The 25,498-nt window shown below is 62.9% G+C and carries 10 protein-coding genes and 1 riboswitch; of the genes, 8 read left to right on the top strand and 2 right to left on the bottom strand.

Features of this window, described 5'->3' with window-relative positions; all coding sequences use genetic code 11:
- Window positions 1–22 precede the first annotated feature (22 nt).
- Genes HCK86_RS18225 through HCK86_RS18210 form a run of 4 tightly spaced genes read left to right on the top strand, consistent with a single transcriptional unit; the run spans window position 23 to window position 5,239 of the window.
- Window positions 23–1,036: an ABC transporter permease gene (locus HCK86_RS18225; RefSeq protein ID WP_141147234.1), complete on the top strand. Its 1,014-nt coding sequence runs from the start codon at window positions 23–25 to the stop codon at window positions 1,034–1,036.
- Entirely contained in the window at window positions 1,033–2,160 is a 1,128-nt protein-coding gene (locus HCK86_RS18220; RefSeq protein ID WP_176085912.1) for an ABC transporter permease, read from the top strand. The genes HCK86_RS18225 and HCK86_RS18220 overlap by 4 nt, the downstream gene beginning before the upstream one ends.
- Before the next feature lie 13 nt (window positions 2,161–2,173).
- Window positions 2,174–3,844, top strand: coding sequence for an ABC transporter ATP-binding protein (locus HCK86_RS18215; protein WP_176085945.1), 1,671 nt, complete (start codon window positions 2,174–2,176; stop codon window positions 3,842–3,844).
- Between the two features lie 21 nt (window positions 3,845–3,865).
- On the top strand, window positions 3,866–5,239 hold the full coding sequence (locus HCK86_RS18210; RefSeq protein WP_176085911.1) for an alpha-glucosidase/alpha-galactosidase: 1,374 nt from the start codon (window positions 3,866–3,868) through the stop codon (window positions 5,237–5,239).
- Window positions 5,240–5,303: 64 nt separating this feature from the next.
- Here the strand turns inward: HCK86_RS18210 and HCK86_RS18205 are convergent, their stop codons facing one another.
- Window positions 5,304–6,011: a carbonic anhydrase gene (locus HCK86_RS18205; protein ID WP_176085910.1), complete on the bottom strand. Its 708-nt coding sequence runs from the start codon at window positions 6,009–6,011 to the stop codon at window positions 5,304–5,306.
- Between the two features lie 229 nt (window positions 6,012–6,240).
- Window positions 6,241–7,458, bottom strand: coding sequence for an MFS transporter (locus HCK86_RS18200; protein WP_176085909.1), 1,218 nt, complete (start codon window positions 7,456–7,458; stop codon window positions 6,241–6,243).
- A gap of 277 nt (window positions 7,459–7,735) precedes the next feature.
- Here HCK86_RS18200 and HCK86_RS18195 point away from each other — a divergent pair, with 277 nt between their 5' ends.
- From HCK86_RS18195 to HCK86_RS18180, 4 genes are all read left to right on the top strand, one after another.
- On the top strand, window positions 7,736–8,641 hold the full coding sequence (locus HCK86_RS18195) for a LysR family transcriptional regulator (RefSeq protein ID WP_176085908.1): 906 nt from the start codon (window positions 7,736–7,738) through the stop codon (window positions 8,639–8,641).
- Window positions 8,642–8,705: 64 nt separating this feature from the next.
- A riboswitch (cobalamin riboswitch) is annotated at window positions 8,706–8,911 on the top strand.
- A 192-nt stretch (window positions 8,912–9,103) separates the two neighbouring features.
- Complete coding sequence (locus HCK86_RS18190; protein WP_176085907.1) at window positions 9,104–10,243, top strand: cobalamin-independent methionine synthase II family protein; 1,140 nt, start codon at window positions 9,104–9,106, stop codon at window positions 10,241–10,243.
- Between the two features lie 263 nt (window positions 10,244–10,506).
- Window positions 10,507–10,854 carry a tetratricopeptide repeat protein gene (locus tag HCK86_RS18185; protein ID WP_176085906.1) on the top strand — a complete coding sequence of 116 codons (348 nt, stop codon included), beginning with the start codon at window positions 10,507–10,509 and terminating at the stop codon, window positions 10,852–10,854.
- Between the two features lie 581 nt (window positions 10,855–11,435).
- Complete coding sequence (locus HCK86_RS18180; protein WP_176085905.1) at window positions 11,436–25,433, top strand: autotransporter outer membrane beta-barrel domain-containing protein; 13,998 nt, start codon at window positions 11,436–11,438, stop codon at window positions 25,431–25,433.
- Window positions 25,434–25,498 lie beyond the last annotated feature (65 nt).

Here is a 25,498-nt window from a genome sequence, read left to right as displayed (position 1 = left end):
AGGCAAGGGACGCTTGAGAACAATGGCGAGATTTCTTCTGGCGCGGATCACGGCGGGTATCGGTTTGCTCTTTGTCCTGAGCATCATCACCTTTGCCATCATCCAGGCGCCACCCGGAGATTACAGCGATCACATCCGGGCCCAGGCGATCAATCAGGGCGGCGCATCGGTCGAGGCGGCAGAAGCGCAGGCTGAGGCTTACCGTGTTGCCCACGGGCTGAACGACCCGCTCCCCGTTCAATATTTCAACTGGATCTCCGGCATCGTGCTTCACGGCGATTTCGGCGAGAGCTTCTATTACAACAAGCCGGTGGCGACCGTGGTCGCCGAGCGCCTGCCGCGCACGCTGGCGCTGGCGCTCACCTGTCACATTCTGGCGTCGATCCTCGGCATCGGTTTCGGCATTCTGGCGGCGACGCGGCAATATTCTTGGATCGACAATGTGCTGTCGGGCGTCGCCTTTCTCGGCATGACGGTGCCGCGCTTTCTGATGGCGCTGATCATCGTCTATGTGCTTGTGTTTCATTTCAACGTCGCCGAGGTCGGAAGTTTCTTTTCGCCGCGTTATGGCGGGGCGCCGTGGTCCTGGGATAAATTCGTCAATCTGGTTCAGCACATCTGGCCGGTGGTGGCGATCGCCACCTTTGGCGGGCTTGCCTATAATATGCGGGTGATGCGCGGCAATCTGCTCGATACGCTCAACATGCAATATGTCGAGACCGCGCGTGCCAAGGGGCTTTCGGAAGGTGCGGTGATCATGCGTCACGCCGTTCCCAACGCGCTACATCCGCTGGTCATGTATCAGGGCGTGGTGCTGCCTTACATGCTCACAGGTGAGATCGAGACGGCAATCATCTTCGCGCTTCCCACGGTTGGTCCGGCCATCGTCGGCTCCATGGGCGTCGGCGATGTCTATGTCACGGCTACCTTCATGCTGCTGCTTTCGGCGATGCTGATTGCCGGCAACATCATCGCCGATCTGCTGCTTGCAGCCCTTGATCCGCGCGTCCGGCAGGCAGGGGGGGCTGCGGCATGACCATCGATACGCTTGAAACGGCGGAAACGGACCGCGATGTCATGACCGCAAACCGCAATGAAACCTATCTGGCGCTTGTCTGGCGCCGGCTGAAACGCTCTTGGAGCGGCATGCTGGGTCTGGTTCTGGTGATCTTCCTGCTCGTGGTTGCCATCTTTGCCGATTTTCTGTCACCGGCCGATCCGCGGGTGACGGGGGAGAGCTATCAGCCGCCGCAGGTCGTCACGGTCTTTGGCGAGGACGGACAGTTCGTTTTCCCGCCGCGTGTCTATCCCTATGGTGAGACGGGGGAACTGGATCCCGTCACGTTCCAGCCGCTGGTGGGCATCGACTATGCCAACCCGCAGATTATCGGCCTCTTCGTCAAGGGCGCACCGCACAAGCTTCTCGGCTTCATTCCGATGGACCGGCATTTCATCGGTGCGACCGACGGCTCGGTGATCCATTTTCTCGGAACCGACAAGCTGGGCCGTGATGTGCTCTCGCGCATTCTCTACGGGTCGCGGATATCGCTGCTGATCGCACTCACCGTTGTCTCGGTCATCACCGTTGTCGGCACCTCCGTCGGCATGACGTCGGGCTATCTCGGCGGGCCGATTGATGCCTGGGTACAGCGGCTGGTGGAGCTGGTGCTCGCCTTTCCGCAGCTGCCTTTCTATCTGGCGCTCGCCTCGCTCATTCCGGTGACGGCGCCGACCAAGGTCTTCCTCGGCTTTGTCATCGTCGTCATGTCGGCGCTCGGCTGGGCACAGATGTCACGCGAAGTGCGCGGCAAGACCATGGGGCTGGTACGGATGGATTATGTGCGGGCGGCGATTGCCGTTGGCGCCACGGACAGGCGCATCATCTTCCGCCACATCCTGCCGAATGTGATGAGCCATGTGATTGTCGCGGTAACGCTCGCCATTCCTACCGTCGTGTTGCTCGAAGCCTTCCTCGGTTTCCTGGGCTTTGCCGTCAAGCCGCCGATGATTTCCTGGGGGCTGATGCTGCGCGATACCTCCAATTATTCGGTGATCGGTGCCTATCCCTGGCTGCTGTCGCCCGTCGGTTTCGTGCTTGTGACCGTCTTCGCCTTCAATGCATTTGGCGACGGTCTGCGCGATGCGATCGACCCCTATTGAGAAGGACGAGATGATGGCTGAAACGGAATTCACCAGAAACGCGCCGGCGGAACGGCGGGATCTCGCCGAAAAAGACGGTGCCGCGATCATTGATGCGCGCAATATCGCCGTCGATATCACGGTCGAGGATGGCGTGGTGCAGGCGGTGCGTGATGTCTCCTTCCAGCTCTGGCGCGGTGAAACGATCGCGATTGTCGGGGAAAGCGGTTCCGGCAAATCCGTGACGGCCCGCACGGTGATGGGACTGCTGCCAAAGAAGGCGACGATCGGCAGCGGTGCGCAGATCACCTTTGACGGTGCGGACATGCTGGCCTTCTCCGCCCGCCAGCGCAGGCTGATGCGGGGATCGCGGATCTCGATGATCTTTCAGGAGCCGATGAGTTCGCTGAACCCGATCTATACGATTGGCCGGCAGATCATCGAGGCGATCCAGACCCATCGGCGGATGAGCCGGAAGCAGGCGAAGCAGGAGACGATCGAATTGCTGCGGCAGGTGCGCATTCCCGAGCCCGAGGCGCGGCTGAAGCAATATCCGCATCAGCTCTCGGGCGGGCAGCGCCAGCGGGTGATGATTGCCATGGCGCTGGCCAACAATCCTGATGTGCTGATTGCCGACGAGCCGACAACGGCACTAGACGTGACGGTTCAGGCGCAGATCCTTGGCCTGATCCGCGAGCTGCAGGTCGAGCGCGGCATGGCGGTGATCCTGATCACCCATGACCTGACGGTGGTGCGGCATTTTTCCGATTATGTCTATGTCATGAGCGAAGGCGCGGTACGCGAGCACAATACGACCGAGGCACTGTTTGCCAATCCGGTGCATCCCTACACGCGCAAGCTTTTGGGGTCAGAGCCGACGGGGCGGGCCAATCCCATGCCGGAAGATGCGAAGATCCTGCTTGAGGGCAAGGATGTCCGCGTTGCCTTCACCCTGCGGCATGGCGGCTTTCTCAAGGCGAGCTACAGCGAGCTCGTCGCCTGCGATGATCTGTCTCTGACGCTGCACAAGGGAGAAACGCTGGGGCTGGTCGGCGAAAGCGGTTCGGGCAAGACCACCTTCGGCCATGCGCTGATCCGCCTTTTGCATGCCGATGGCGGCAGCGTCGCCTTTGACGGGCAGAACATCGAGACGATGAGCCGGGCGGAACTCAGACCGTTCCGTTCCCGCATCCAGATCGTGTTTCAGGATCCCTTTGCCTCGCTCAATCCGCGCATGACGGTCGGCCAGATCGTCGAAGAGGGGCTGATCGTCAACAATATCGGCAGGAATGGCCGCGAGCGCGATGAACGGGTGCGCGACGCGCTGGTGTCATCCGGTCTGACCGCCGATATCACCGCGCGGTTTCCGCATGAGTTTTCCGGTGGGCAGCGTCAGCGTATCGCCATTGCGCGAGCAATTGCACTGGAGCCGGAATTCATTCTGCTCGATGAGCCGACCTCAGCGCTTGATCTTTCCGTTCAGGCCCAGATTATCACGCTTCTGCGCAAGCTGCAGAGCGAGCGGGGCCTGAGCTATCTCTTCATATCCCATGACCTCAAGGTTGTCCGCGCACTTTGCCACCGCGTCTGCGTCATGCAGCACGGACGTATCGTCGAGGAGGGAGATGTGAATGCGGTGCTGGAGAATCCCAAGACCGATTACACGCGGCGACTGGTGCGCGCCGCTTTCGAAGTTGCAGCCTGATTCCATGAAAAGGATCATATAATGAACAGAAATCCCAAAATTACCTTCATCGGCGCCGGTTCGACTGTTTTCATGAAGAATATCATCGGCGATGTCTTGCAGCGTCCAGCGCTCAAGGATGCGACGATCGCGCTGATGGATATCGACCAGCAACGGCTTTCTGAAAGCGAGGTCGTGGCCGGCAAGCTTGCCCGCACGCTCGGATCAAAATCGGACATTCTGACCTTCACCAATCAGAAGCGGGCGCTGGAAGGCGCTGACTTTGTCGTCGTCGCGTTTCAGATCGGCGGTTATGAACCCTGCACCGTGACCGATTTCGAGGTGCCGAAGAAATACGGATTGCGGCAGACCATAGCCGACACGCTTGGCATTGGCGGGATCATGCGCGGCCTTCGCACGGTGCCGCATCTCTGGTCGATCTGCGAGGACATGCTCGCCGTCTGCCCGCAGGCAATCATGCTGCAATATGTGAACCCGATGGCGATCAATACCTGGGCGATTGCGGAGAAATATCCGACGATCCGTCAGGTCGGCCTGTGCCATTCTGTGCAGGGAACTGCGGCTGAGCTGGCGCGCGACCTTGAGATCCCGATCGAGGAGATCCGCTATCGCGCCGCCGGCATCAACCATATGGCCTTCTATCTCGCCTTCGAGCACCGCCAGCCGGATGGCTCCTATCGTGATCTCTATCCCGATCTGGTGCGCGGCTACAGGGAAGGGCGTTATCCCAAGCCTTCGGGCTGGAACCCGCGCTGCCCCAACAAGGTGCGGTACGAAATGCTGACCCGGCTCGGCTATTTCGTCACCGAAAGCTCGGAGCATTTCTCTGAATACACGCCCTATTTCATCAAGGAGGGGCGCGAGGATCTGATCGAAAAATTCGGCATTCCGCTCGATGAATATCCCAAGCGCTGTGTCGAGCAGGTCGATCGCTGGAAAGCGCAGGCCGAGGAATTCAAAAAGGCCGACGCGATTCACGTTGAGGAGAGCAAGGAATATGCCTCGGCGATCATGAATTCGGTCTGGACCGGCGAACCATCGGTGATCTACGGCAATGTCCGCAACAATGGCTGCATCAGCTCGCTGCCTGATTATTGCGCGGCGGAGGTGCCGTGCCTGGTCGATGCGTCGGGCATTCAGCCGACGCATGTCGGTGCGCTGCCGCCGCAGCTGACGGCGCTGATCCGTACCAATGTCAATGTTCAGGAACTGACGGTCGCCGCCCTTGTCAACCAGAACCGCGAGCATCTCTATCACGCCGCGATGATGGATCCGCACACGGCGGCCGAACTCGACCTTGATCAGATCTGGAGCATGGTCGACGATCTGCTGATCGCCCATGATGCCTGGATCCCGGAATGGGCACGGATTGCCAAACACGCCAAATCCGCGTGAATAGTAAAGGGCAGCGCTCTGACATCTGTCGGAAGCGCTGCCCGCGTCAATGTTCCGGAGCCTTTCAGCTGAGGATGACCTTGCCGCTGGCGATATCGAAAACGCCGGAGATCACCTTGAGCTTACCGCTTGCAACAGCTTCGGACATGATCGGAGCTGAACCGGCGCATTGTTCGGCTGTCATGCGTGCATTCTCGGTGATTGCCGCTTCGGCAAGGTCCTTCGGATGGTCCTTCATTGCTTCGTAGACTGCTGGCTCAATGGCGCCAACGAGGCCCTGGAGATGCCCGGGCAGGGCCTCGTGACCCTCGATCGATTCGATCGTGGCGGCCACTGCACCGCAGCCGGAATGGCCTAGAACGAGAATCGCCTGAATCCCGAGTTTGGCGACGCCATATTCAAGGCTCGCAAGCCCGTCCTCGGTCAAAAAGTTGCCGGCGACGCGGATGACAAACAGATCACCCGGTCCCTGATCGAAAATCATTTCCGGCACAACACGTGAATCGGCGCAGGCCAGAATGGCGGCGAAGGGTTTCTGGCCATTGGCACGCTCAGCTCTGCCGCTGATGTCATGCTTGTTCACGAGGTCGCCGGAAACACTGCGGGCATTGCCGGCCAGCAGGCGTGCAATGGCTTCATCCGGCGATGCCGGGTAGGGCTCTGCTGTCTGCGCGAATGCAACGGGCGCAAAGCCTGCGGTCGCGGCAATGGCGAAGCCACTTGCCACGAAGCTGCGCCGGTTCAGGCCTCTTCTGCTATGGTTCTGGCACATTCGGGTTTCTGCCTTTCGGTTGAACTGGCTCCGCTTTCGTCTCATGACGCATGTCGTGCGGATTTGCAGATGCAGGTACCTTCAGGTGAAATGAAGTACAAAACGGTTCTGTTTATAGTTGCGGCTGCTGTGGCGAAGCAGGCCAGGCACACCGCCAGGCGTGCCGAAAATGGCCGTCGCCGCTTTCGCCGGAACGCCTGCCGGGGCTGGCAGGGCGTTCCGGCAAGGGTCAGGCTTTGCAGGATGCCTCTTCGAGTGCGGGCTGTTCGCTGCTCCGGCCAAGCCAGACGAGACAAAGCCCGATGATCGCGAGAACGCCGCCGGCCGCAGGCAGTGCTGCATAGCCAAGGCCCGCGCCGATCACGCCGGCACCGACGGCAGCGCCGACAGCATTGCCGAGATTGAAGGCTCCGATATTGATGGACGATGCCAGGGCCGGAGCCTCTTCGGCTGCATGCATGACCCGGGTCTGAACCGGCGGCACAATGGCAAAGGCGGCAATGCCCCATAGAAGCAGGCCGATGGCCGCAGTGATCTGGTTCTGCAGCGCGAAAGGCAGAATGAACATGACGACCGCCAGCATGACGAGGAAGACCATGGTGGCCCCATCGAGCGACCAGGCGGAAAGGCGGCCACCGGCCCAGTTGCCGATGGTGAAGCCGACCCCGACCAGAACGAGGCAGAGCGTGATGAAGCCGCCGGATGCGCCGGCCAGCGTCGCCAGCGCGGCGGAAGCGTAGGTGTAGAGAGTGAACATGGCGGCAGCACCCGTCACCGTCGTCAGAAGCGCCAGAACGACATTGCTGCGGGTGAGCACGGCCAGTTCGCGGCGGATCTCCGGCCGGCTGCCAGCCTTGCTTCTGGGAAGGGCGAAAAACAATGCCGCTATGGCGACAAGGCCGAGAACGGCCGTTCCGGCGAAAGCCATGCGCCAGCCAACCTGCTGTCCGACCCAGGTTGCCGCCGGCACGCCGCCGACATTGGCGATGGTGAGCCCCATGAACATGGTGGCAACCGCGCCGGCGCGTTTCTCACGGCTGACGAGGCTTGCTGCGACGATGGAGCCGAGGCCGAAGAAAGCACCATGATTGAGACTGGTGACCAGGCGGGCCAGGAGCAGGGTGTAGTAGCCGGGCGCCATCGCCGACATGATGTTGCCGACAGTGAAAATTGTCATCAGCAGCATCAGAGCGGTGCGCTTGCCGAAACGGCCAAAGGCCAGCGTCATGACCGGAGCGCCGATCATCACACCAACGGCATAGGCGCTGACCAGCAGACCGGCCGTGGGAATCGAAACGTCGACACCGCTGGCAATCTGCGGCAGCAGTCCCATGGGCGAAAATTCGGTCGTGCCGATGCCGAAGGCGCCGACGGCAAGCGCCAGAAGGGCAAAACGCGCATGCGGCGCGGCGCTGGTCTCAGCCGTTGCGGCTGAAGCGTTGCTCATGATCTTGATCCAAGGTTGGCCACGCGGGATCGTGGCATTTGCGATGAAAAGCGATCGCGGGTGCAATGCGGAAAACGGGAGAGTGTTTTCCAAGGTTGCACCCGCGATGCCGATATGGATTTCGCGAAGACTTATAACAGCTGTTCTGAATGGGACAGGGTGGAAAACCTGTCGTTTCCATTCACGAATACGAAGATAGGATAGGTGAGGCGGCTTGATAATCAGCCAGCCGGGCACATAATCTGTGAAGATAATTCACAAACCGGGTGAGGTTGGCATGGATAATCGAGCGGGTGAGATGGAGGTGTTCCGCCGGGTGGTGGAGGCCGGAAGCTTCTCGGAAGCAGCGCGGCAAATGCTGATGACGCCATCCACGATCAGCAAGCTGATTGCGCGTACCGAGAAACGTATGGGCGTTCGTCTCATTGACCGCTCCACCCGGCGTCTGTCTCTGACTGCGGAGGGCGAGCTGTATTATGAGCGCAGCCGTGCGCTGCTGGATGAGATGGCGGCGCTGGAAACGACGCTGGCGCGCGGCGCCGCCAATACCGGCGGCACGGTGCGGGTCAATGCCTCGGTCGGGCTCGGAACGGTGGCGCTTGAACCGCTGCTGCCGGGCTTCTGGCAGGCCTATCCGAATATTGCGGTCGATCTGTCGCTTTCTGATGAGATCGTCGATCTCTATCTCGACCGCACTGATGTCGCCTTCAGGATCGGGCGGCTGCCCGATTCGGGCATGATGGCGCGCCATATCGGGGCTGCGCGCCGGATGATCGTCGCCGCACCCGCTTATCTGGAGCGTTTCGGCACGCCCCGGACCATCGAGGAACTCTCCCGGCACAATTGCCTTGGCTTCAACTTCCGTCGCTCCAAGCCGGTCTGGCCGATCCGGGAAAACGGCCGGACGATCGAGCTTCCCGCCCATGGCACGCTGCTGGCCAATAATGGCGAGACGGTGCGGCGCCTGGCTGTCGCCGGTGTCGGTCTTGCCCGTATTGCCGACTTTCACATGCGTGACGATCTGAAGAGCGGCCGTCTTGTCGAGGTGCTTGGGGATGTGATCGAAAGCGACAGGGAGGAAATCAATGCCCTCTATCTCGGTGGTGCCCATATGCCGCAACGTGTTCAGGCCTTTCTGGATTTCGTCGTTCCGCGGTTGCGCCAGTTCGTCAATGACTGGTAGTCGCATAATGATATAAAGATATAACGAATTCTTTATGTCTTGTTGACTCACCACTGCTGCTGGGGCAGAGTGCGACCGTCGAGGTTCCCGGCTGCTTTGCTGCGGTCGGGCTAAGAGGGAATTCGGTAGCGGTCGTTTGTCCGTGATCCGGAGCTGCCCCCGCAACTGTGAACGACGAGCCGCTGTCATCCAGCCACTGGAATGTTCCGGGAAGGCGACAGCGGTGTTGACTCGTGAGCCAGGAGACCTGCCCCGGCCAGATAAACTTTGATGGGCGGGGTGTCCCGGAGGGTTGAAGGCGGCGGGTTTCAGGGCCCGGCTCGGCGCATTGGCACCAGCTCAGGAGTTGAGCAGGCGCATCTGCGCTGCGTGCCGGTATACGGCGGCGTTCTTCCATCCTTGGCGCGAAAACGGGGGCTTGCTCTTCCGGCGCACTGCCTGAAACAGGATAAGGGACGGAATATGACCGTTATACGCGCCGAAGTCGTCGGATCTCTACTCAGGCCTGACTGGCTTAAAAAGGCTCGCAGCCAGTGGCAGGCGGGCGAGATCGATCACGCTGAATTCAAGCGGATCGAAGACAGGGCTGTTCGCGAGGCACTCGCCATCCAGGAAGAAGCCGGTGTTGATGTCCTGACGGATGGCGAGCAGCGCCGCACCACCTTTTTCGGCTATCTGACCGATGCTCTGAGCGGTATCGATTTCACCGACAGCCACGATTTCGATGGTATCGAGTGGCAGCCGGCCGATGATTGCTGCGCGTCTCCGCGCAAGCGGGATGACGGAACCTCTGTCCACGCGGTCAAGCTGCCTGTTGTCACCGAAAAACTGGCCAGATCGCGGGCGCTGAGTGTCGAGGAATTTGCCTTCCTGCGCGCTGCAACCGATCGGCCGGTGAAGATCACGCTGCCGAGCCCGCTGATGGCCTGGTCCTTCTATTCGCCGAAACAGTCCGGTGATGCCTATGCGGACATTTTTGAGATGTTTGCGGATGTTGCCCGGCTGATCCGCGAAGAGGTCGCGGAACTGGCGGCGCTTGGCTGCACCTATGTGCAGATCGACGCGCCGGAACTGGCGATCCTGATCGACCCGGATGTGCGCGAACGGGTCCGCAGCCGCAACGGTCTCGATACAACGCGGCTGCTGGCCGACGGGGTGGCGGCTCTGGATGAGGCCGTTGCCGGTGTTTCCGGGATCACCAAATGCCTGCATATCTGCAGAGGCAACAATGCGGGCAGCTTCTTTGCCAAGGGCGGCTACGAAACCATTTCGCGTGCGGTCTTTGCCGGTACCAGGAATTACGATCTCTTCTCGCTGGAATATGATGATCACCGTTCGGGCAGTTTCGAACCGCTCCGCGATATTCCCGACGACAAGGGCGTCATCCTCGGGCTGATCTCGACCAAGCTGCCGGGGCTGGAAAAGCTGGATGAACTGGAAGCGCGGGTGGAAGAGGCGGCGCGCGTCTTCCCCAGGGAACAGCTCCGCGTTTCGCCGCAATGCGGTTTTGCCTCGACCTGGGAGGGAAATCCGCTGACCCCGGCCGATCAGGCTGCCAAGCTGCAGCTAGTGAAGGCGCTTGCGCGCCGGATCTGGGGCTGAGCCCATCGGCAAGATGACATGGATCGGCTGCCATATGCGGCCGGTCCTGCTGCCATTCGCGCATGGTGGTCCTTTCCGGCAGGAGAACGGCGCGTTATGTCGACCGCTCTGTCTGCTCCCGTGGCCGCGAAACCGGCGCTTCTTTTGGCGGTGCGGCGGTCGGGTGGACGCAGAAATTGACCGTATTGTCTTGTCAGGGTATGGCTTGAAATGTTGCAGCGACCACCTTTCTAGAACCGATATTTTCCGGAGCCGAGAGCATATTGACTACTGAACGAACGAGCTGTGTGCCAGCTGGCATCCGTCAGGCCCTCGAAGCGCAGATCGCTTCCGGGCGAGACAATCCGCTTGGACGGCTGACGCTCGGCAGGATCTTGTTTTCCGAAGAGAATTTCGACGGTGCCATTCAGCATCTGCGCCATGCGCTTCAGCTCGATCCGGCCAATGCCGCAGTCTATGTCGCGCTCGGCAAGGCATATGATCGAAAGGGTGAACTGGTTCTGGCGCGGGATGTTTTCCTGAAGGGGCAGGTTGTCGCCGAGCAGGGGGGCGATCTCCAGGCTGCCCGTCAGATCGAAGCTCTCAGACGGCGGCTTCCTGCGAAGGTCTGAGTGATCCTGTTGTGATCCGCGAACAGGATATGGCCGAGCGCCTTGGCTCGCCGCTTCCGCCGTGCAGCTGACGTGCATTGCACACGCCGCCGCATATCTCATCGCAATTGGCAATTCCGCATCGTCTGTCCGGCGACGTGGCTTCGATTCGACCAGTCACGCTTTCCACCTTTCAGCAACTCCTGCGATGAAGCTGTGCATTGGCTCGATGGCCCAACACGGGGCCGTTGTGCTGCTGCGCGTTTATCCCCAGGCGGAGGGATGGTTCAGCATTCAGGTTAAATAACTGACGTAGTTTGCTTTTTTTGCGAATATCGCGCGCTCCTGCAATCCAGAATGCGACCGCTGAATCAATACCTATCTATATTTGTAAAATTTCTGGTTGATTAGTTCGTAATATTGCTTTTTGCTGATAAACGACTTGTCAGTCGTCAACTGGCACGCAGCATTGAGACTGATCGATGCGGCCTGCCGGGATTTTCAGGTGGAGCATCGACGCCGTCCTGTTCCGGAGAGCCGTGTTGACAAACGGATTTTCTAGGGCGGCGCAAGAGATCAACATGATCGGCCGGGGGGCGGATATGACTGCGACAGACAGGTTGCTCAAGGTAATTCTGCGTGCTTTTTTTGCGTCGTTCATCGCATTGGGCACGACAGTGGCGGTCTCGGGCTTTCCGACCGCCGCATTCGCTGTTGATCCGGATCCGTCGGCGACATCTGTGGTTGGCGAAACTGTCAATAATCCTGTCACCGGCCTGTCGACGACCGTAACAGCGCTTTTGGTGGATCCGGCTGGCACGCCGACGGCCGGCGACACCGCTTTTGTCCAGACGGACGACGGCTATACGTTTCTGGTCAAGACGGTCGGCGAGAGCTTTTTTAATTCGGACACGCCCCCCGTTGAATTCACGGTTGTATCGATCTCCGCTGGCACGGCTTCCGTTTCGGCCACGGGCGCGACAGGGCTTGCAGATTTCGCCATAGGCCAGCTGACCGTTGATTTCGAAGCCTCCTTCAGCGGCTCCGATACGCCCGGTTCCGTCACCCCGCCGGATATTGCCAATGGCGCGGACGGCGTGCGCCAGGTCTATACCGGACAGAACGGCAGCAAGGGGCGCAATGGTGCACTGTTCGTACCGCCGCGTTCAGGCGGTAATGGTGATGATGGGCCGGCGGTCACCGAAACGCTCAGCACCGATGTCAACGCGACATCGAACATTGGCTGGGAAATCGGCAGTGTTGGCGGCAATGGCGGCAATGGCGGCAATTCCTTCGCCAGTTTCTTCAGTGGCCGAGACGGCGGAGATGGCGGCGCAGGCGGCGACGTGACCGCGACCCAGGAATCCACCAGCAGAATCGTGACCAGCGGAACCGATAATTACGGCATCTTTGCCTATAGCCGCAGCGGTGAAGCGGGCAATGGCGGCAGCGGTTTTGCCGCGCCTGGCGGCGGCACGGGCGGCCACTCGGCGGATGGCGGCGATGTAACCGTCAACCAATATGGAACGATTGCGACCAGCGGCGAAAGTGCGCATGGCATTTATGCGCTCAGCGTCAGCAATAATGGTGGCAGAGGCGGCGACCAGTTCGGCTTTGTCGGCACGGCTGGCAGCGGTGGTTTTGGCGGGAGCGGCGGGTCGGTTGATGTCAACACGTTTGACGGCGCCTCAATTCTCACGACTGGCGAATTCGCGAATGGCATTTTCGCGCAATCGATCGGCGGTTCCGGCGGATCTGCCGGCGTCAGCGGCAATCTGCTGATTTCCCTGATTGGCAGCGGCGATAATGGCGGCAATGGTGGGGCGGTGTCCGTCGTCAATGGCGGCGCGATCGAGACCACCGGCTATGCCTCGCGCGGCATCTTCGCCCAGTCGATCGGCGGCGGCGGCGGGTCCGGCGGTGCAGCCGGAGGCCTGATCGCACTCTCGCTTGGCGGCGTCGGGTCCAATGGCGGCTCCGGCGGCACAGTCAGCGTGACCAATGGTTCGACTGGCACAATTCTCACGCTCGGCGATCTCTCTGACGGGATCATGGCCCAGTCGATCGGTGGTTCCGGCGGTCAGGGCGCCAATGCGTTCGGCCTGGTCAGCATCGGTGGTACTGGCAGCAAAGGCGGTGACGGCGCTGCCGTTTCGGTCGTCAATCAGGGGCAGATCGTCACGGAAGGCGTTGGCGCCCGCGGCATTGTGGCCCAGTCGATCGGTGGCGGCGGCGGCGATGGCGGGTCAACCGCCGGCATGGTTGCGGTTGGCGGCGATGGCGCTGGCGGCGGCAATGGCGCGACGGTCAGTGTCACCAATGATGGCATCATCACCACAAAGAAGGCCGATGCGATCGGCATTCTTGCCCAGTCGATCGGCGGCGGCGGCGGCAACGGCGGGTCGTCCGGCGCACTCGGCGCCTTTGTCGGGGTTGCCGTTGGCGGCACGGGCGGCGGTGGCGGCGATGGTGGCGCGGTCGATCTTGTGCTGTCGGATACGGATCCGGCCCAGCCTTCAAAGATCACCACCGCCGGTGACCGGGCAACCGGCGTCTTTGTCCAGTCCGTTGGCGGCGGCGGTGGCAATGGCGGCGGCGCGGTCAGCGTTGCCGCAGGCGGATTTGGCGCTGCAGCCATTGCTGTCGGCGGTTCCGGCGGCGATGGTGGCGATGGTGGAGCGGTGACGCTGACAGGGAGCGGCGATGTATCGATCCAGACCGGTGGCGCCGATGCCGATGCCCTGCTGATGCAGTCGATCGGCGGTGGCGGCGGCAATGGCGGCTATGCCGTTTCCGCTGCCGTGTCGGCGGGCCTGGCGTCAGGCTCTCTTTCGGTCAGTGTTGGTGGTTCAGGTGGCTCTGGCGGCGATGGCGGCACGGTTGTCGCCGGTACGCTTGATGGCAGCGGCAATCTGGTTGCGCCTGGATTTTCCGGCAGTGTCCTGACCACGGGCGCGCGTTCCTCAGGCCTGGTGTTTCAGTCGATCGGCGGCGGCGGCGGCAATGGCGGTCTTGCCGTTGCCGCAAGTGGCAGTGCCTCGCTGCTTCTGTCGGGCAATATTTCCGTCGGCATCGGCGGTGCGGGCTCGGGCGGCGGCGACGGTGGAGGCGTAAGTGTCTATACCGATGCCGATATCACCACGCGCGGCGATTCTTCGACGGCGCTGCTGGCGCAATCCATCGGTGGCGGCGGCGGTAACGGCGGCGGCAGCGTTGCTGCGGGAATCGCGCTTGGCGGAGCAGGGGCCGCCAGCATCAATGTCGGTGTCGGCGGCAGTGGCGGCATTGCCGGTGATGGCGGTGCGGTGACGCTGATCGCGGAAGGCACTCTGATCCGGACCACGGGGCAGTTTTCGAGCGGGGTCGTCGCTCAGTCGATTGGCGGCGGCGGCGGCAATGGCGGATACAGCGTGACGGCCGGCGCGGCCGGTGGCGGTGTCGGTGCAGGTGCCGTCAATGTCGGCGTCGGCGGTTCTGCCGCAGGCGGCGGCGATGGCGGCACAGTGGATGCGACGGTCGATGTCGCGGTCCTGACGGAAAATGATGATTCCGAGGCCGTGCTTATTCAGTCTGTCGGCGGTGGCGGTGGTGATGGCGGCTTTTCGGTCACGGCCGGCGGCGCCATTGCCGGAACCGGATCCGGCACGGTTACGGTCGGTCTTGGCGGCACGGGCGGTGCAGGCGGCGATGGCGGCGATGTTTCGGCCGATATTGGCGGCGATGTCCTTACAAAGGGCGATCGTTCGGCAGGCGTGGTCATCCAGTCTCTCGGCGGCGGCGGCGGCAATGGCGGCTTTTCCGTTGCAGGCAGCGTTGCCGGATCAGGTGTTGGGTCCGGTTCTGTCTCGGTCGGCATCGGCGGCGACGGTTCGAGCGGTGGCAATGGTGGAACGGTCGATGCGACGCTTTCCGGCTCGGTCACGACGGAAGGCAAGGATGCAACGGCCATTCTGGCGCAATCGGTCGGCGGCGGCGGCGGCAATGGCGGCTTCGATGTCTCCGCAGCGATCGCTGGCGCTGGCACCGGAAGCGGCGCTGTCAGCATCGGGCTTGGCGGCTCGGGCGGCGTTGGCGCCGATGGTGGCAACGTCACGTTGACAAGCAGTGGCAATGTTCAGACATCGGATGATCGTTCGGCTGGTATCGTGGTGCAATCGCTTGGCGGCGGCGGCGGAAATGGCGGCTTCAATGTTTCCGGCAGCCTGTCCGGCGCCGGTACAGGCGCGGGCTCTGTATCCGTCGGTCTTGGTGGTGACGGTGCTGGCGGCGGCAATGGCGGTACGGTCATCGCCACCTCGAACGGGACCATTCTGACGACCGGTTTTGCTTCCTCCGCCTTCGTCGCCCAGTCGGTCGGCGGCGGCGGCGGCAATGGCGGCTTTGATGTGAGCAGCAGCGTGGCGCTTGCCGGAACGGGGGCCGGTTCGGTTTCCGTCGGGCTCGGCGGTTCCGGTGCGGGCGGCGGCGATGGCGGCGCGGTGACGGCGAAAACGACGGCCAATATCGAGACAAGAGGCGACGGTTCCACCGGCATTCTGGCGCAGTCGGTCGGCGGCGGCGGCGGTAATGGTGGCTTCAATGTCGCACCGACCATTGCCGCAGCCGGGACGGGCTCTGGCGCCGTGTCTGTCGGGCTTGGCGGCTCTGGCGCGGGCGGCGGCGATGGCGGCACGGTCAACCTCACGGTCGAAAATGATGTTCTGACGGGTGGCGATGATTCAGCCGCCGTGGTGGCCCAGTCGATCGGCGGCGGCGGCGGTAACGGCAGCTTCAATGTTTCGGTTGCCGGCGCTGGTGCCGGTACAGGCTCCGGTGCGATCGGCGTCGGCATAGGCGGTACTGGCGGCACCGGCGGTATCGGTGGCGCCGTGATCAGCACCGTAACGGGCAATCTGACGACAACCGGCGTCAACGCGGCCGGCCTGCTGGTTCAGTCGCTCGGCGGCGGCGGCGGCAATGGCGGCATGAATGTTTCCGCGGCAATCGCCGTGGCGGGCACGGGGTCTGCCGGAGCCTCTGTCGGCATTGGCGGCGCTGGTGGTGATGGCGGCAATGCAGGCACTGCGACCTCTGTACTGACAGGCGATGTTACCACCACGGATGACGGCTCAGGCGCGATCGTGGTTCAGTCGCTCGGCGGCGGTGGCGGTAATGGCGGTATCAATGTCTCCGCCACGGTCACCGCGGCGGGCACGGGGTCCGGCGGTGTATCCGTTGGCATTGGCGGCTCGGGCGGCGGCGGCGGCGATGCGGCAGCCGCAGACAGCACGGTTACTGGCGATGTGACGACACTCGGCGACAATGCGGGCGGCGTTCTGGTCCAGTCGGCCGGCGGCGGTGGCGGCAATGGCGGTGTCGATATTGCCGCGGCGCTCAATCTCAGCGGGACCGGCGGAGGGGCGCTTTCGGTCGGCATTGGCGGTTCGGGTGGCGATGGCGGCAATGGCGGCACGGCGACCAGCCGGATGACCGGCGACCTCGTGACGTTGGGCGATGATTCCGTCGCCATGACGGTGCAATCGCTTGGCGGCGGCGGCGGCAATGGCGCGCTCAGCATATCCGGCGCACTGAGCGCTGCCGGAACAGGCTCGGGCGCGGTTTCCGTCGGCATTGGCGGTTCGGGCGGTGCGGGCGGCGATGCCGCGGCTGCCTCCGCCAGTCTTGCCGGTGATATCAACACGACAGGCGATCGCTCCGGCGGCCTGCTGGTGCAGTCGCTCGGCGGCGGCGGTGGCAATGGCGGCATGAATATTTCCGGAACGGTCAGCCTGGCGGGCACCGGATCGGGAGCCGTCAGCGTCGGCATTGGCGGAACGGGCGGTTCCGGCGGCGATGCGGACACGGCAACCGGTATCATGACCGGCGACATCGTCACGCTCGGCACGGACTCTGCTGGCTTTACGGTGCAGTCGCTTGGCGGCGGCGGCGGCAATGGCGGGCTCAATGTTGCAGCCGGCCTCAGTATTGCCAGCAATGGCTCGGGCGCGGCAACGCTCGGCATCGGCGGTTTCGGTGGCGATGGCGGCAATTCGGCTGCGGCGGCTGGTACGCTGACGGGTGACGTGATCACGCTTGGCGATCGCTCCGGCGCGGTTCTGGTTCAGTCTCTGGCTGGCGGCGGCGGCAATGGTGGCATCAGCGTGTCCGGCGCGGTCAGCCTTTCCAGCCAGAACAGCGGTGCTGTCGGGCTTGGCGTTGGCGGCTTCGGCGGCGGTGGCGGCGATGCCGGCACGGCGACCGGCACGGTGACCGGTGATGTCCTGACGGCGGGTGCGGATTCAACCGGCTTTACGGTGCAGTCGATTGGCGGCGGTGGCGGCAATGGCGGGCTCAATGTTGCAGCCGGCCTCAGTATTGCCAGCAATGGCTCGGGCGCGGCAACGCTCGGGATTGGCGGTTTCGGTGGCGATGGCGGCAATTCGGCTGCGGCTGCCGGTACGCTGACGGGTGACGTGATCACGCTTGGCGATCGCTCCGGCGCGGTTCTGGTTCAGTCTCTGGCTGGCGGCGGCGGCAATGGCGGCATCGATGTATCCGGCGCGGTCAGTCTTTCCAGTCAGAACAGCGGCGCTGTCGGGCTTGGCGTCGGCGGCTTCGGCGGCGGTGGCGGCGATGCCGGCACGGCGACCGGCACGGTGACCGGCGACGTGACGACGGATGGTGATGATTCGGCCGGTGTGCTGGTGCAGTCGGTCGGTGGCGGCGGCGGCAATGGCGGGCTGAATGTTTCCGGCGCCGTTGCGATTTCCGGTAATGGTACGGGCACGGCCGCCATCGGAATTGGCGGCTTTGGCGGCGATGGCGGCACGGGCGGTGACGTTGTCAGCAGCTATTCGGGCAGCGCAATGACCAGCGGAAACCGTTCCAGTGCACTGGTCGCCCAGTCGCTCGGCGGCGGCGGCGGTAATGGTGGCGTCAATATTGCCGGAAGTGTTTCGATTGCGCCCGATTTTGCCGGCGCAGTCGGGATCGGCATCGGCGGCTTCGGCGGGGATGGCGGCGCGTCCGGCTCCGTGTTCCAGACGGTCGTCGGCTCGGTTGTGACCTCGGGCGCTGCCTCGACCGGTATTCTGACACAGAGCCTGGCCGGCGGCGGTGGCAATGGCGCGCTCAATGTCTCGGGGGGGCTGTCGATCTCCCGTCAGAGCAGCGGTGCGGTCTCTCTCGGCGTTGGCGGTTTTGGCGGCACGGCCGCCGATGCCGGTCTGCTGACGGCATCCGATGTTAGCGGAACAGTGCTCACGCTTGATGATGACAGTGTCGCGATCCTCACCCAGTCGATCGGCGGCGGTGGCGGCAATGGCGGTGCCAATATCGCGGCGGCGCTGGACCTTTCGCAGAACAATGGCGGCGCGGCGTCGCTCGGCCTCGGCGGTTTCGGCGGCGGCGGCGGTGATGGCGGTGCTGTCACCAGTACGGTGGTCGTGAGTGCTGACGGTTCTGTCACGACTGTTGGCGACAACAGCACCGCTGTGCTGGCACAATCGGTTGGTGGCGGCGGCGGTACCGGTGGTCTCAATGCTGCGGCAGCGGTCAGCCTGACCGGAAAGTCGGGGGCTGCGGTTGCGCTCGGCGTCGGCGGCTTCGGCGGTGATGGCGGCGATGGCGGTGCGGTGACACTGGATGTCACGGGCACGATCAACACGCTCGGCGATGGATCCGATGGCCTGTTTGCCCAGTCGCTCGGCGGCGGCGGCGGTGTCGGCGGAACCAATATTTCCGGATCACTGTCGCTGACCAAACCGTCAGGGTCCGACACGATCTTTTCCGTTGCCGTGGGCGTTGGCGGTTTTGGCGGCGGCGGCGGCGATTCCGGCGCGGTAGATGTTTCCTATAGCGGCAATCTCACGGCACTTCCGCGCACGCTGAACGGCGATGGCAGCACGACGCTGAATGAAAGCGGCAGCGCCAGCGGCATTGTTGCGCAGTCGATCGGCGGCGGCGGCGGCGATGGCGGCCTGAATGTTTCGGGTGGCGTTGCCGTGAGCTCGAAGCCTGGCGCCGGACAGAGTGACAGCAGCAAATCCTATGGTGTCCTGATCGGTGTTGGCGGTTTCGGCGGCACCGGTGGCAACGCCGGAACGGTGAATGTCGATGTTGCCGATGGCAGCACGATCATTGCCCATGGCGCGGATGCCTCGGGCATTCTGGCGCAGTCGATCGGCGGCGGCGGCGGCGATGGGGGCCTGAATGTCTCCGGCGGGCTTGTGTCTGACACCTCGCTGATTGTCGGCGTCGGCGGCATGGGCGGCAACGCCGGGACGGCTGACGACGTGTCGGTCACGGCTCATGCCGATATCGCGGTGACAACGGATCCGGACGACATTGCCGAACCGAGCGAGGCAAGTGTTGAAAGCAAGCTGCGCGACGTCGTCGGCGATACGATTGTCGATACCATCAAGGCGCAGGCCGATACCTTTGGTTTCAAGGATCTGCTTGTCGATCTCGGTCTGTTCGAAAGCGATGAGACCCTGCCCGATACCCAAGGGTCGGCCGGCGTGCTGGCGCAATCGATCGGCGGCGGCGGCGGCAATGGCGGGCTGAATGTCTCTGGCGGCATTGCCATCAACAAGGACGGCAAGGTTCCATCGATCACCTTTGGTGTCGGCGGTTTTGGCGGCGCCGGAAATGTTGCGGGCAATGTTGCCGTCGATCAGCAGGGCACGATTGCGGTCGAAGGCAGCTTCAAGCATGGCATTCTGGCGCAGTCGATCGGCGGCGGCGGCGGCAATGGTGCCCTGAATGTCACCGGTCAGGTCAATTTCGAGAGTTCCAACAATTCCGGCGGCGCGACTGATCTCAGCATCGTCGCGGGTCTCGGTGGCTATGGCGGTGATGGTGCGGATGCGGGCGACGTTTCCGTGATCTCGAGCGGCGATATCTCCACGGATGGCTATAGCGCGCGCGGTATTCTGGCGCAGTCGATCGGCGGCGGCGGCGGAACCGGCGGCATCAATGTGTCCGCCGTCGGTACAAAGGATTCAAGCCCGATCGCGATTGGCATCGGCGGCTCGGGCGGTTCGGGTGGCGATGCAGGGAGTGTCGCCATTGCACGCGGTACGGCTGCGGCGTCTGCCGGTACGATTGTCACGGACGGCATCGGCTCCCACGGGATCGAGGCCAGCAGTATTGGCGGCGGCGGCGGCGATGCCGGCATCAATGCCATTCTCGGTGTCAGCAAGACCACGGGATCGGGCAGCGACAGCGGCTCGGCGGCTGATCGCAAGGAAACGGTCAATGATGGTGTCGACAGCAGCGTCGTTTCTCAGATCACCGAGAAGATCGACACCGCAGATGCCGCCACGGACCCTGCAGACAGCACCAGCGCCAAGACCACCAAGTCGGTCTTGATTGCCGTCGGCGGTTCCGCTGGCAATGCCGGCAATGGCGGCACGGTGAATGTCACCCATTTCGGTGATGTGCTGACGCAGGCTGACAGCAGTATCGGCGTTTTTGCCCAGTCGATCGGCGGCGGCGGCGGTAATGCGGCCTTCAACGGCGGCATGATCTATGAGGCGGGCGACGCTTCGAACCAGCAGGGCTTCGGCCTTGCCATCGGCGGCGGTACGGGCGACGGTGGCACGGGTGGCAATGTCACGATTGACAATACCGGTAATGTCCAGACCGAAGGCGACGGCTCGCACGGTATCTTTGCCCAGTCGATCGGCGGCGGCGGCGGAAATGTCGGCTATGACATGGCGACGGTCAACGGTGACGATGGTCAGATCGGTATCACCATCGGCCGCGTTGGCGGTACCGGCGGGTCGGCAGGCGATGTGGCCTTGAGCAGCAATGGTTCTGTTGTCACGGCAGGCGATAATGCCAACGGGCTTTTCGCCCAGTCGATCGGCAATGGCGGCGGCAATTCCTCATCCTCCTCGTTCTCGGTCACATCTGCCAAGAGTTCAACGACCGACGAAAATGGTGACGCCAGCGAAACGCCGTCCAACAGCGTTTCGGTCAGTGTTGGCCGCGAGGGCGGGCAGGGTGGTTCCGCTGGCGCGGTGACCATCAATGCCGCGGGTCTCGTCGCGACCAGCGGCGATGATTCCAACGCTATCTTTGCCCAATCGGTCGGCGGCGGCGGCGGCACGGCGGGCGGTGTCTCCAGCAGTGAAGGAGAAGGCACGTCACTGGCCATCAATATCGGCGCTGACGGTGGAACCGGTGGTACGTCGGGTATTGTCACCGTGACCAGCGCGGCACAGCTTCTCACGACCGGCGACCGCTCCATTGGCATTCTCGCCCAGTCACTTGGCGGCGCCGGCGGCACGGCGAGCTACCTGAAAGCCGGCAAGTCCACGCTCACCAATCTCACGGACTTCAAAAATGGCACCGATACCGGCACAACCATCACCATCAGTGTCGGCGGCTCGGGCGGCGATGGCATGACATCTGATGATGTTTCCGTTGCAAACAGCGGTTCCATCACCACGCTCGGCGACAGCTCGCATGGCATCTTTGCCCAGTCGGTTGGCGGTGGTGGCGGCGCGGGCAGTGCCGTCGACAACACGATCATCAATGCAGGCGGGGCAATCAGCTCCACGGCGACGGTTTCGCTCGGCGGTGATGGCGGCACGGGCGCGCAATCGGGCGACGTTTCGGTTTCCAACGCCGCTGCCATTGCCACCACGGGTGACAAGGCGGCCGGTATCTTTGCCCAGGCGGTCGGCGGCGGCGGCGGTGATGGCGGTCTGGTGCGCAGCCGCGTTGCCGGTTCGAGCGCCGAGAATGCCACGCGTGATGCGGTTCTGATCGGTGGCTCCGGCGGCACTGGTGGTGTCGGTGGCGCGGTTGATGTGCAGAACCTCGCCGGAAGCAGCATTCTCACGACCGGCGACGAATCCTTCGGTATCTTCGCCCAGTCGGTTGGCGGCGGTGGCGGCTCGGGAAGTTCGGTGGAATCCGCGATCCTTGGTTCCGGCAGCGGCCGCAGCAATGACCTTTACGGTCTGCAGCTCGGAATTGGCGGTTCGGGCGGAACCGGCGGCACGGGCAGTGCGGTCAATGTTGAAAATGACGGCACGATCATCACCGTCGGCGATGGCGCGCATGCCATCATCGCCCAGTCGATCGGCGGCGGCGGCGGCAATGGCGGTTCGTCGATGACAGGTTCAGCCAGCTTCTCAAGCGGCAGTGAGGACAATCCGACATTGGCGCTGAATATTGGCGGCGCCGGCGGCAGCGGCAATGCGTCCGGTCTCGTCACGGTGGAGAACAGCGGCGCGATTGCAGTCTTCGGCGATGATGCCTATGGCATTCTGGCCCAGTCGGTCGGCGGCGGCGGCGGCAATGGCGGCATGGCGGTCGCCCTGTCACTGACGGATCTTCAGGCCCAGGCCAGAAGTGAAAGCTTCGACAAGATCACCGTCGGCGGTGCGGGCGGTGATGGAGCGGACAGCGCTGATGTGACCGTAGACAATTCCGGCACGATCCTCGTCAGTGGCGCCAACAGCTACGGCATCTTCGCCCAGTCGGTCGGCGGCGGTGGCGGCAATGCCGGGCTTTCCATCTCGACACCGGCCAATATGGCGGCCGACTATACCATTTCGACGCTGATCGGCGCCCGCCTGGGCACCGATGGCACGGCCGGGCTTGTCACCATCAACAATACGGGGGCGATCATCGTCACCGGCGAGGGCAGCCAGGCGATGCTGGCGCAGTCGATCAATGGCGGCGGCGGCAATGTCGAGACGTTCCTCGATTTCACAACGTCGGCAGATGGAACATCCAGCGATGCGAGTGCCGATCCGGATGTTTCGGTCGTCAACGAGATCGCCCTTGGCGGCAATGATGTCGATGGCAATTCCGGCGTTGATGTCAGCCAGAATCAGGTTGGCGATCTTTCAACGACGGGCGGCCGCTCATCGGGCATGATCGCCCAGTCGATCGGCGGCGGTGGCGGGACGTCGGTGACCACCGTTGCGACAGGAGCAACAGGCTCCGTCAGCCTGAGCGTGCTGCTCGGAGCCATCGACACCGACAATGCTTCGGGCGGCAATGTGGACGTCGTGCGGAATGGCAACCTCGTGACGCTTGGTGATCTGTCGACAGGCGCGCTCACCCAGTCGATTGGCGGCGGTGGCGGTCTGGCGATCGTCACGGCCGGCACCGGCGCTGCGGGCTCTGGCGAGCGCAGCGCAAGCGTGACCCTGGGGGCTGATCCGTCCTTCAGCAATAATGGCGGCGATATCGCCCTGACTTTGACCGGTTCCGTGACGACGTCGGGCGACTATGCCAGTGCCCAGACCATCCAGTCGATCGGTGCTGGCGGCGGCTCGACCTATCTTACCGGGCTTGATCAAGCCACGATCACGCTTGGCGCCAGCGATGGTTCGACCGGCAATGGCGGCGCGATCACGCTCGTCAACACCGGCGATACCGGCACGACAGGCACACTGTCCAATGGCTTTGTGCTGCAAAGCATTGGCGGCGGTGGCGGTTTTGTCACAACGGATCTGGATGCCGCCGATATCGACCTCGTTCTGTCATCAGACAATGGCGGCGACGGCGGCGATATCAGCTTCACCAATACGGGTGCCATTGTGGTCACCGGCTCCGGATCGGTCGGCGTTCTGGCGCAAAGTCTCGGCGGCGGCGGCGGTGTGGTGGACACATTGTACCGCGGTAGCGCAGGCGGCGATGGCAGCGGCGGCGATGTGACGCTCGATCTTTCCGGCAATATCCTGGCAACGGGTGAGGGCGGTATCGGCGTCTTTGCCCAGTCACAGGGCGGCTCAGGCACCGGCAACATCACCGTTCAGCTTGATGGCGTGATTTCCGGCGGCACCGGGGCGACGGACAGTGTCGCCGCCATTGTGCTGGATGGCGGCAGCAGCAACAGTCTTTCGCTTTCGGCGTCGAGCCTGCTTGTTTCTGGCAATGGTCAGATCATCAACGGCGGCAGCGGTTCCGATCAGGTAACGCTTGCCGGTTCGGCCGTCGGCAATATCGATCTCGGCGGTGGCACCAATGGAATGACGGTTTTACAGGGCGGCTCCTTCTACGCCCAGGATACGGTCAATCTCGGTGCTGATGGCCTGCTGCAGATCGATGGCAATCTCTATCTTGGCGGCACGGCCACGCTTTCCGGCACCACGCTTGGTGCGGCAACGACGGCCTCCGATTTCTCCGTGTCACAGAATGTTGGCCAGACCACTCAGCTCACCGGTTCGCTGCGACTTAGCAGCACCGCCAGCTATACGGCTGACGTGTTCTTCCGTCAGGACGCCGCCGCCGGCGGCGACAGCGATCTGATCAGGGTCAGTGGCGATGCGACCCTTGACGGCACCATTATCCCGGTGCTGAACCAGCTTGATCGCCTTGCCGCGCTGACGCTGATCGATGCCGGCGGCACCGTTGCCGACAATGGTGCGACGGTCGTCGGAACGGCGGTGATGAGCTACACGATCGGCGTGACCAACAGCGCCGATGGCGGGACGCTCACCCTTGTGCCGCATGCAGAATTCCGCATGCCGGAGATGAACCGCAACCAGACGCTGACGGCTGCCCATGTCAACCGGGTTCTGGCTGGTGCCGGATCTGTCGATATGGGACCGGTCTTCGCGCTGATCGCCAATCTTCCGACCGAGGCGGATGTCGTCTCCGCCGTTGATAATCTTGGCTCTGAGGATTACGCAGCGACGCAGGCGGATGCGCTTTATGCAGGCTATCGTTTCGCCCAGTCTCTGACCGATTGCGGCTTCGATAATATGGCCTTCCGGCTTGGTGACAGCCGGGCCTGCTACTGGCTGAGCGGCACCACCAATACGCTGAAGGGGTATGGCTCGGATGAATATCGCAGCTATCGCTCCAAGAGCAACGGTTTCTACACCGGCGTGCGGGTGCCGATCACCGATAACGAGCTCTATCTCGGCTTCGGCGGTGCCTATGAAAGCTTCGACATGACCAGCGGCGATCGCTTCTATGCGGATGGCACGCGCGGAATGGGCGGCGTCTCGTTGACCAAATATCAGGGCCCGTTCGAGGTCTTCGGCGTGCTGAGCGGTGAGACGGCGCTTTACGATACGACCCGTCAGATCAATATCGCCGGAACATTGCCGGGCGGGGCTGCCGTTTATGGCGGCACGGCTCATGCCAGCCAGCGCGTCGGGCAGGCGAACCTGCGGCTCGGCACGGCCTATCGGGTGCAGCCGTTCGGCGATGGGATCTATCTCGAGCCGGGCCTTCACTTCGATGCCAGCTATCTGCATTCGGGCGATGCGTCCGAAACTGGCAGCAGTTTCGGACTTGAGCTGAAGGATACCGACCAGTGGGTTGTCTCAGCCACGCCGAGCTTCGAGATGGGTGTCGATACGATTGTCTCGGAAGGGCTCAGGATGCAGGCCTATCTGCGCGGCGGCGTCAGTTTCGCCAACCGCGACAACCTCGCCATCAACGCCACATTCGCCGGAGCAAATGCGTCTGACGGGGTGTTCCAGAATTATAGCCAGATTGGCCGGGTGACCGGGCAGCTGGATGTCGGGTTGACCTTTGCCAGCGCGGCAAGCGGGGCCAAGCTGACCTTCAGCTATCAGGGGCAATGGAGCGATCAGACGTCCAGCAATGCCGGAATGGTCAATCTCGGCTTCCGCTTCTGAACCAAGGCGACGGGGTGGCGAACCATGCTTCGGTTTTGAAGAGGCTTGCCATCCTCCGGTCCGCA

The sequence above is a fragment of the Martelella sp. HB161492 genome (genome assembly GCF_013184775.1).
GTDB lineage: Bacteria > Pseudomonadota > Alphaproteobacteria > Rhizobiales > Rhizobiaceae > Martelella.
Note: the sequence above shows the minus strand (reverse complement) of the source record. Positions and strands in the feature narration are given on the sequence as shown.

Excerpts from the sequence above, each read along its gene's own strand:
- HCK86_RS18220 (WP_176085912.1), top strand. The coding sequence starts at position 1,033 with ATGACCATCGATACGCTTGAAACGGCGGAAACGGACCGCGATGTCATG.
- HCK86_RS18215 (WP_176085945.1), top strand. The coding sequence starts at position 2,174 with ATGGCTGAAACGGAATTCACCAGAAACGCGCCGGCGGAACGGCGGGAT.
- HCK86_RS18205 (WP_176085910.1), bottom strand. The coding sequence starts at position 6,011 with ATGTGCCAGAACCATAGCAGAAGAGGCCTGAACCGGCGCAGCTTCGTG.
- HCK86_RS18200 (WP_176085909.1), bottom strand. The coding sequence starts at position 7,458 with ATGAGCAACGCTTCAGCCGCAACGGCTGAGACCAGCGCCGCGCCGCAT.
- HCK86_RS18210 (WP_176085911.1), top strand. The coding sequence starts at position 3,866 with ATGAACAGAAATCCCAAAATTACCTTCATCGGCGCCGGTTCGACTGTT.
- HCK86_RS18225 (WP_141147234.1), top strand. The coding sequence starts at position 23 with ATGGCGAGATTTCTTCTGGCGCGGATCACGGCGGGTATCGGTTTGCTC.
- HCK86_RS18195 (WP_176085908.1), top strand. The coding sequence starts at position 7,736 with ATGGATAATCGAGCGGGTGAGATGGAGGTGTTCCGCCGGGTGGTGGAG.
- HCK86_RS18180 (WP_176085905.1), top strand. The coding sequence starts at position 11,436 with ATGACTGCGACAGACAGGTTGCTCAAGGTAATTCTGCGTGCTTTTTTT.
- HCK86_RS18190 (WP_176085907.1), top strand. The coding sequence starts at position 9,104 with ATGACCGTTATACGCGCCGAAGTCGTCGGATCTCTACTCAGGCCTGAC.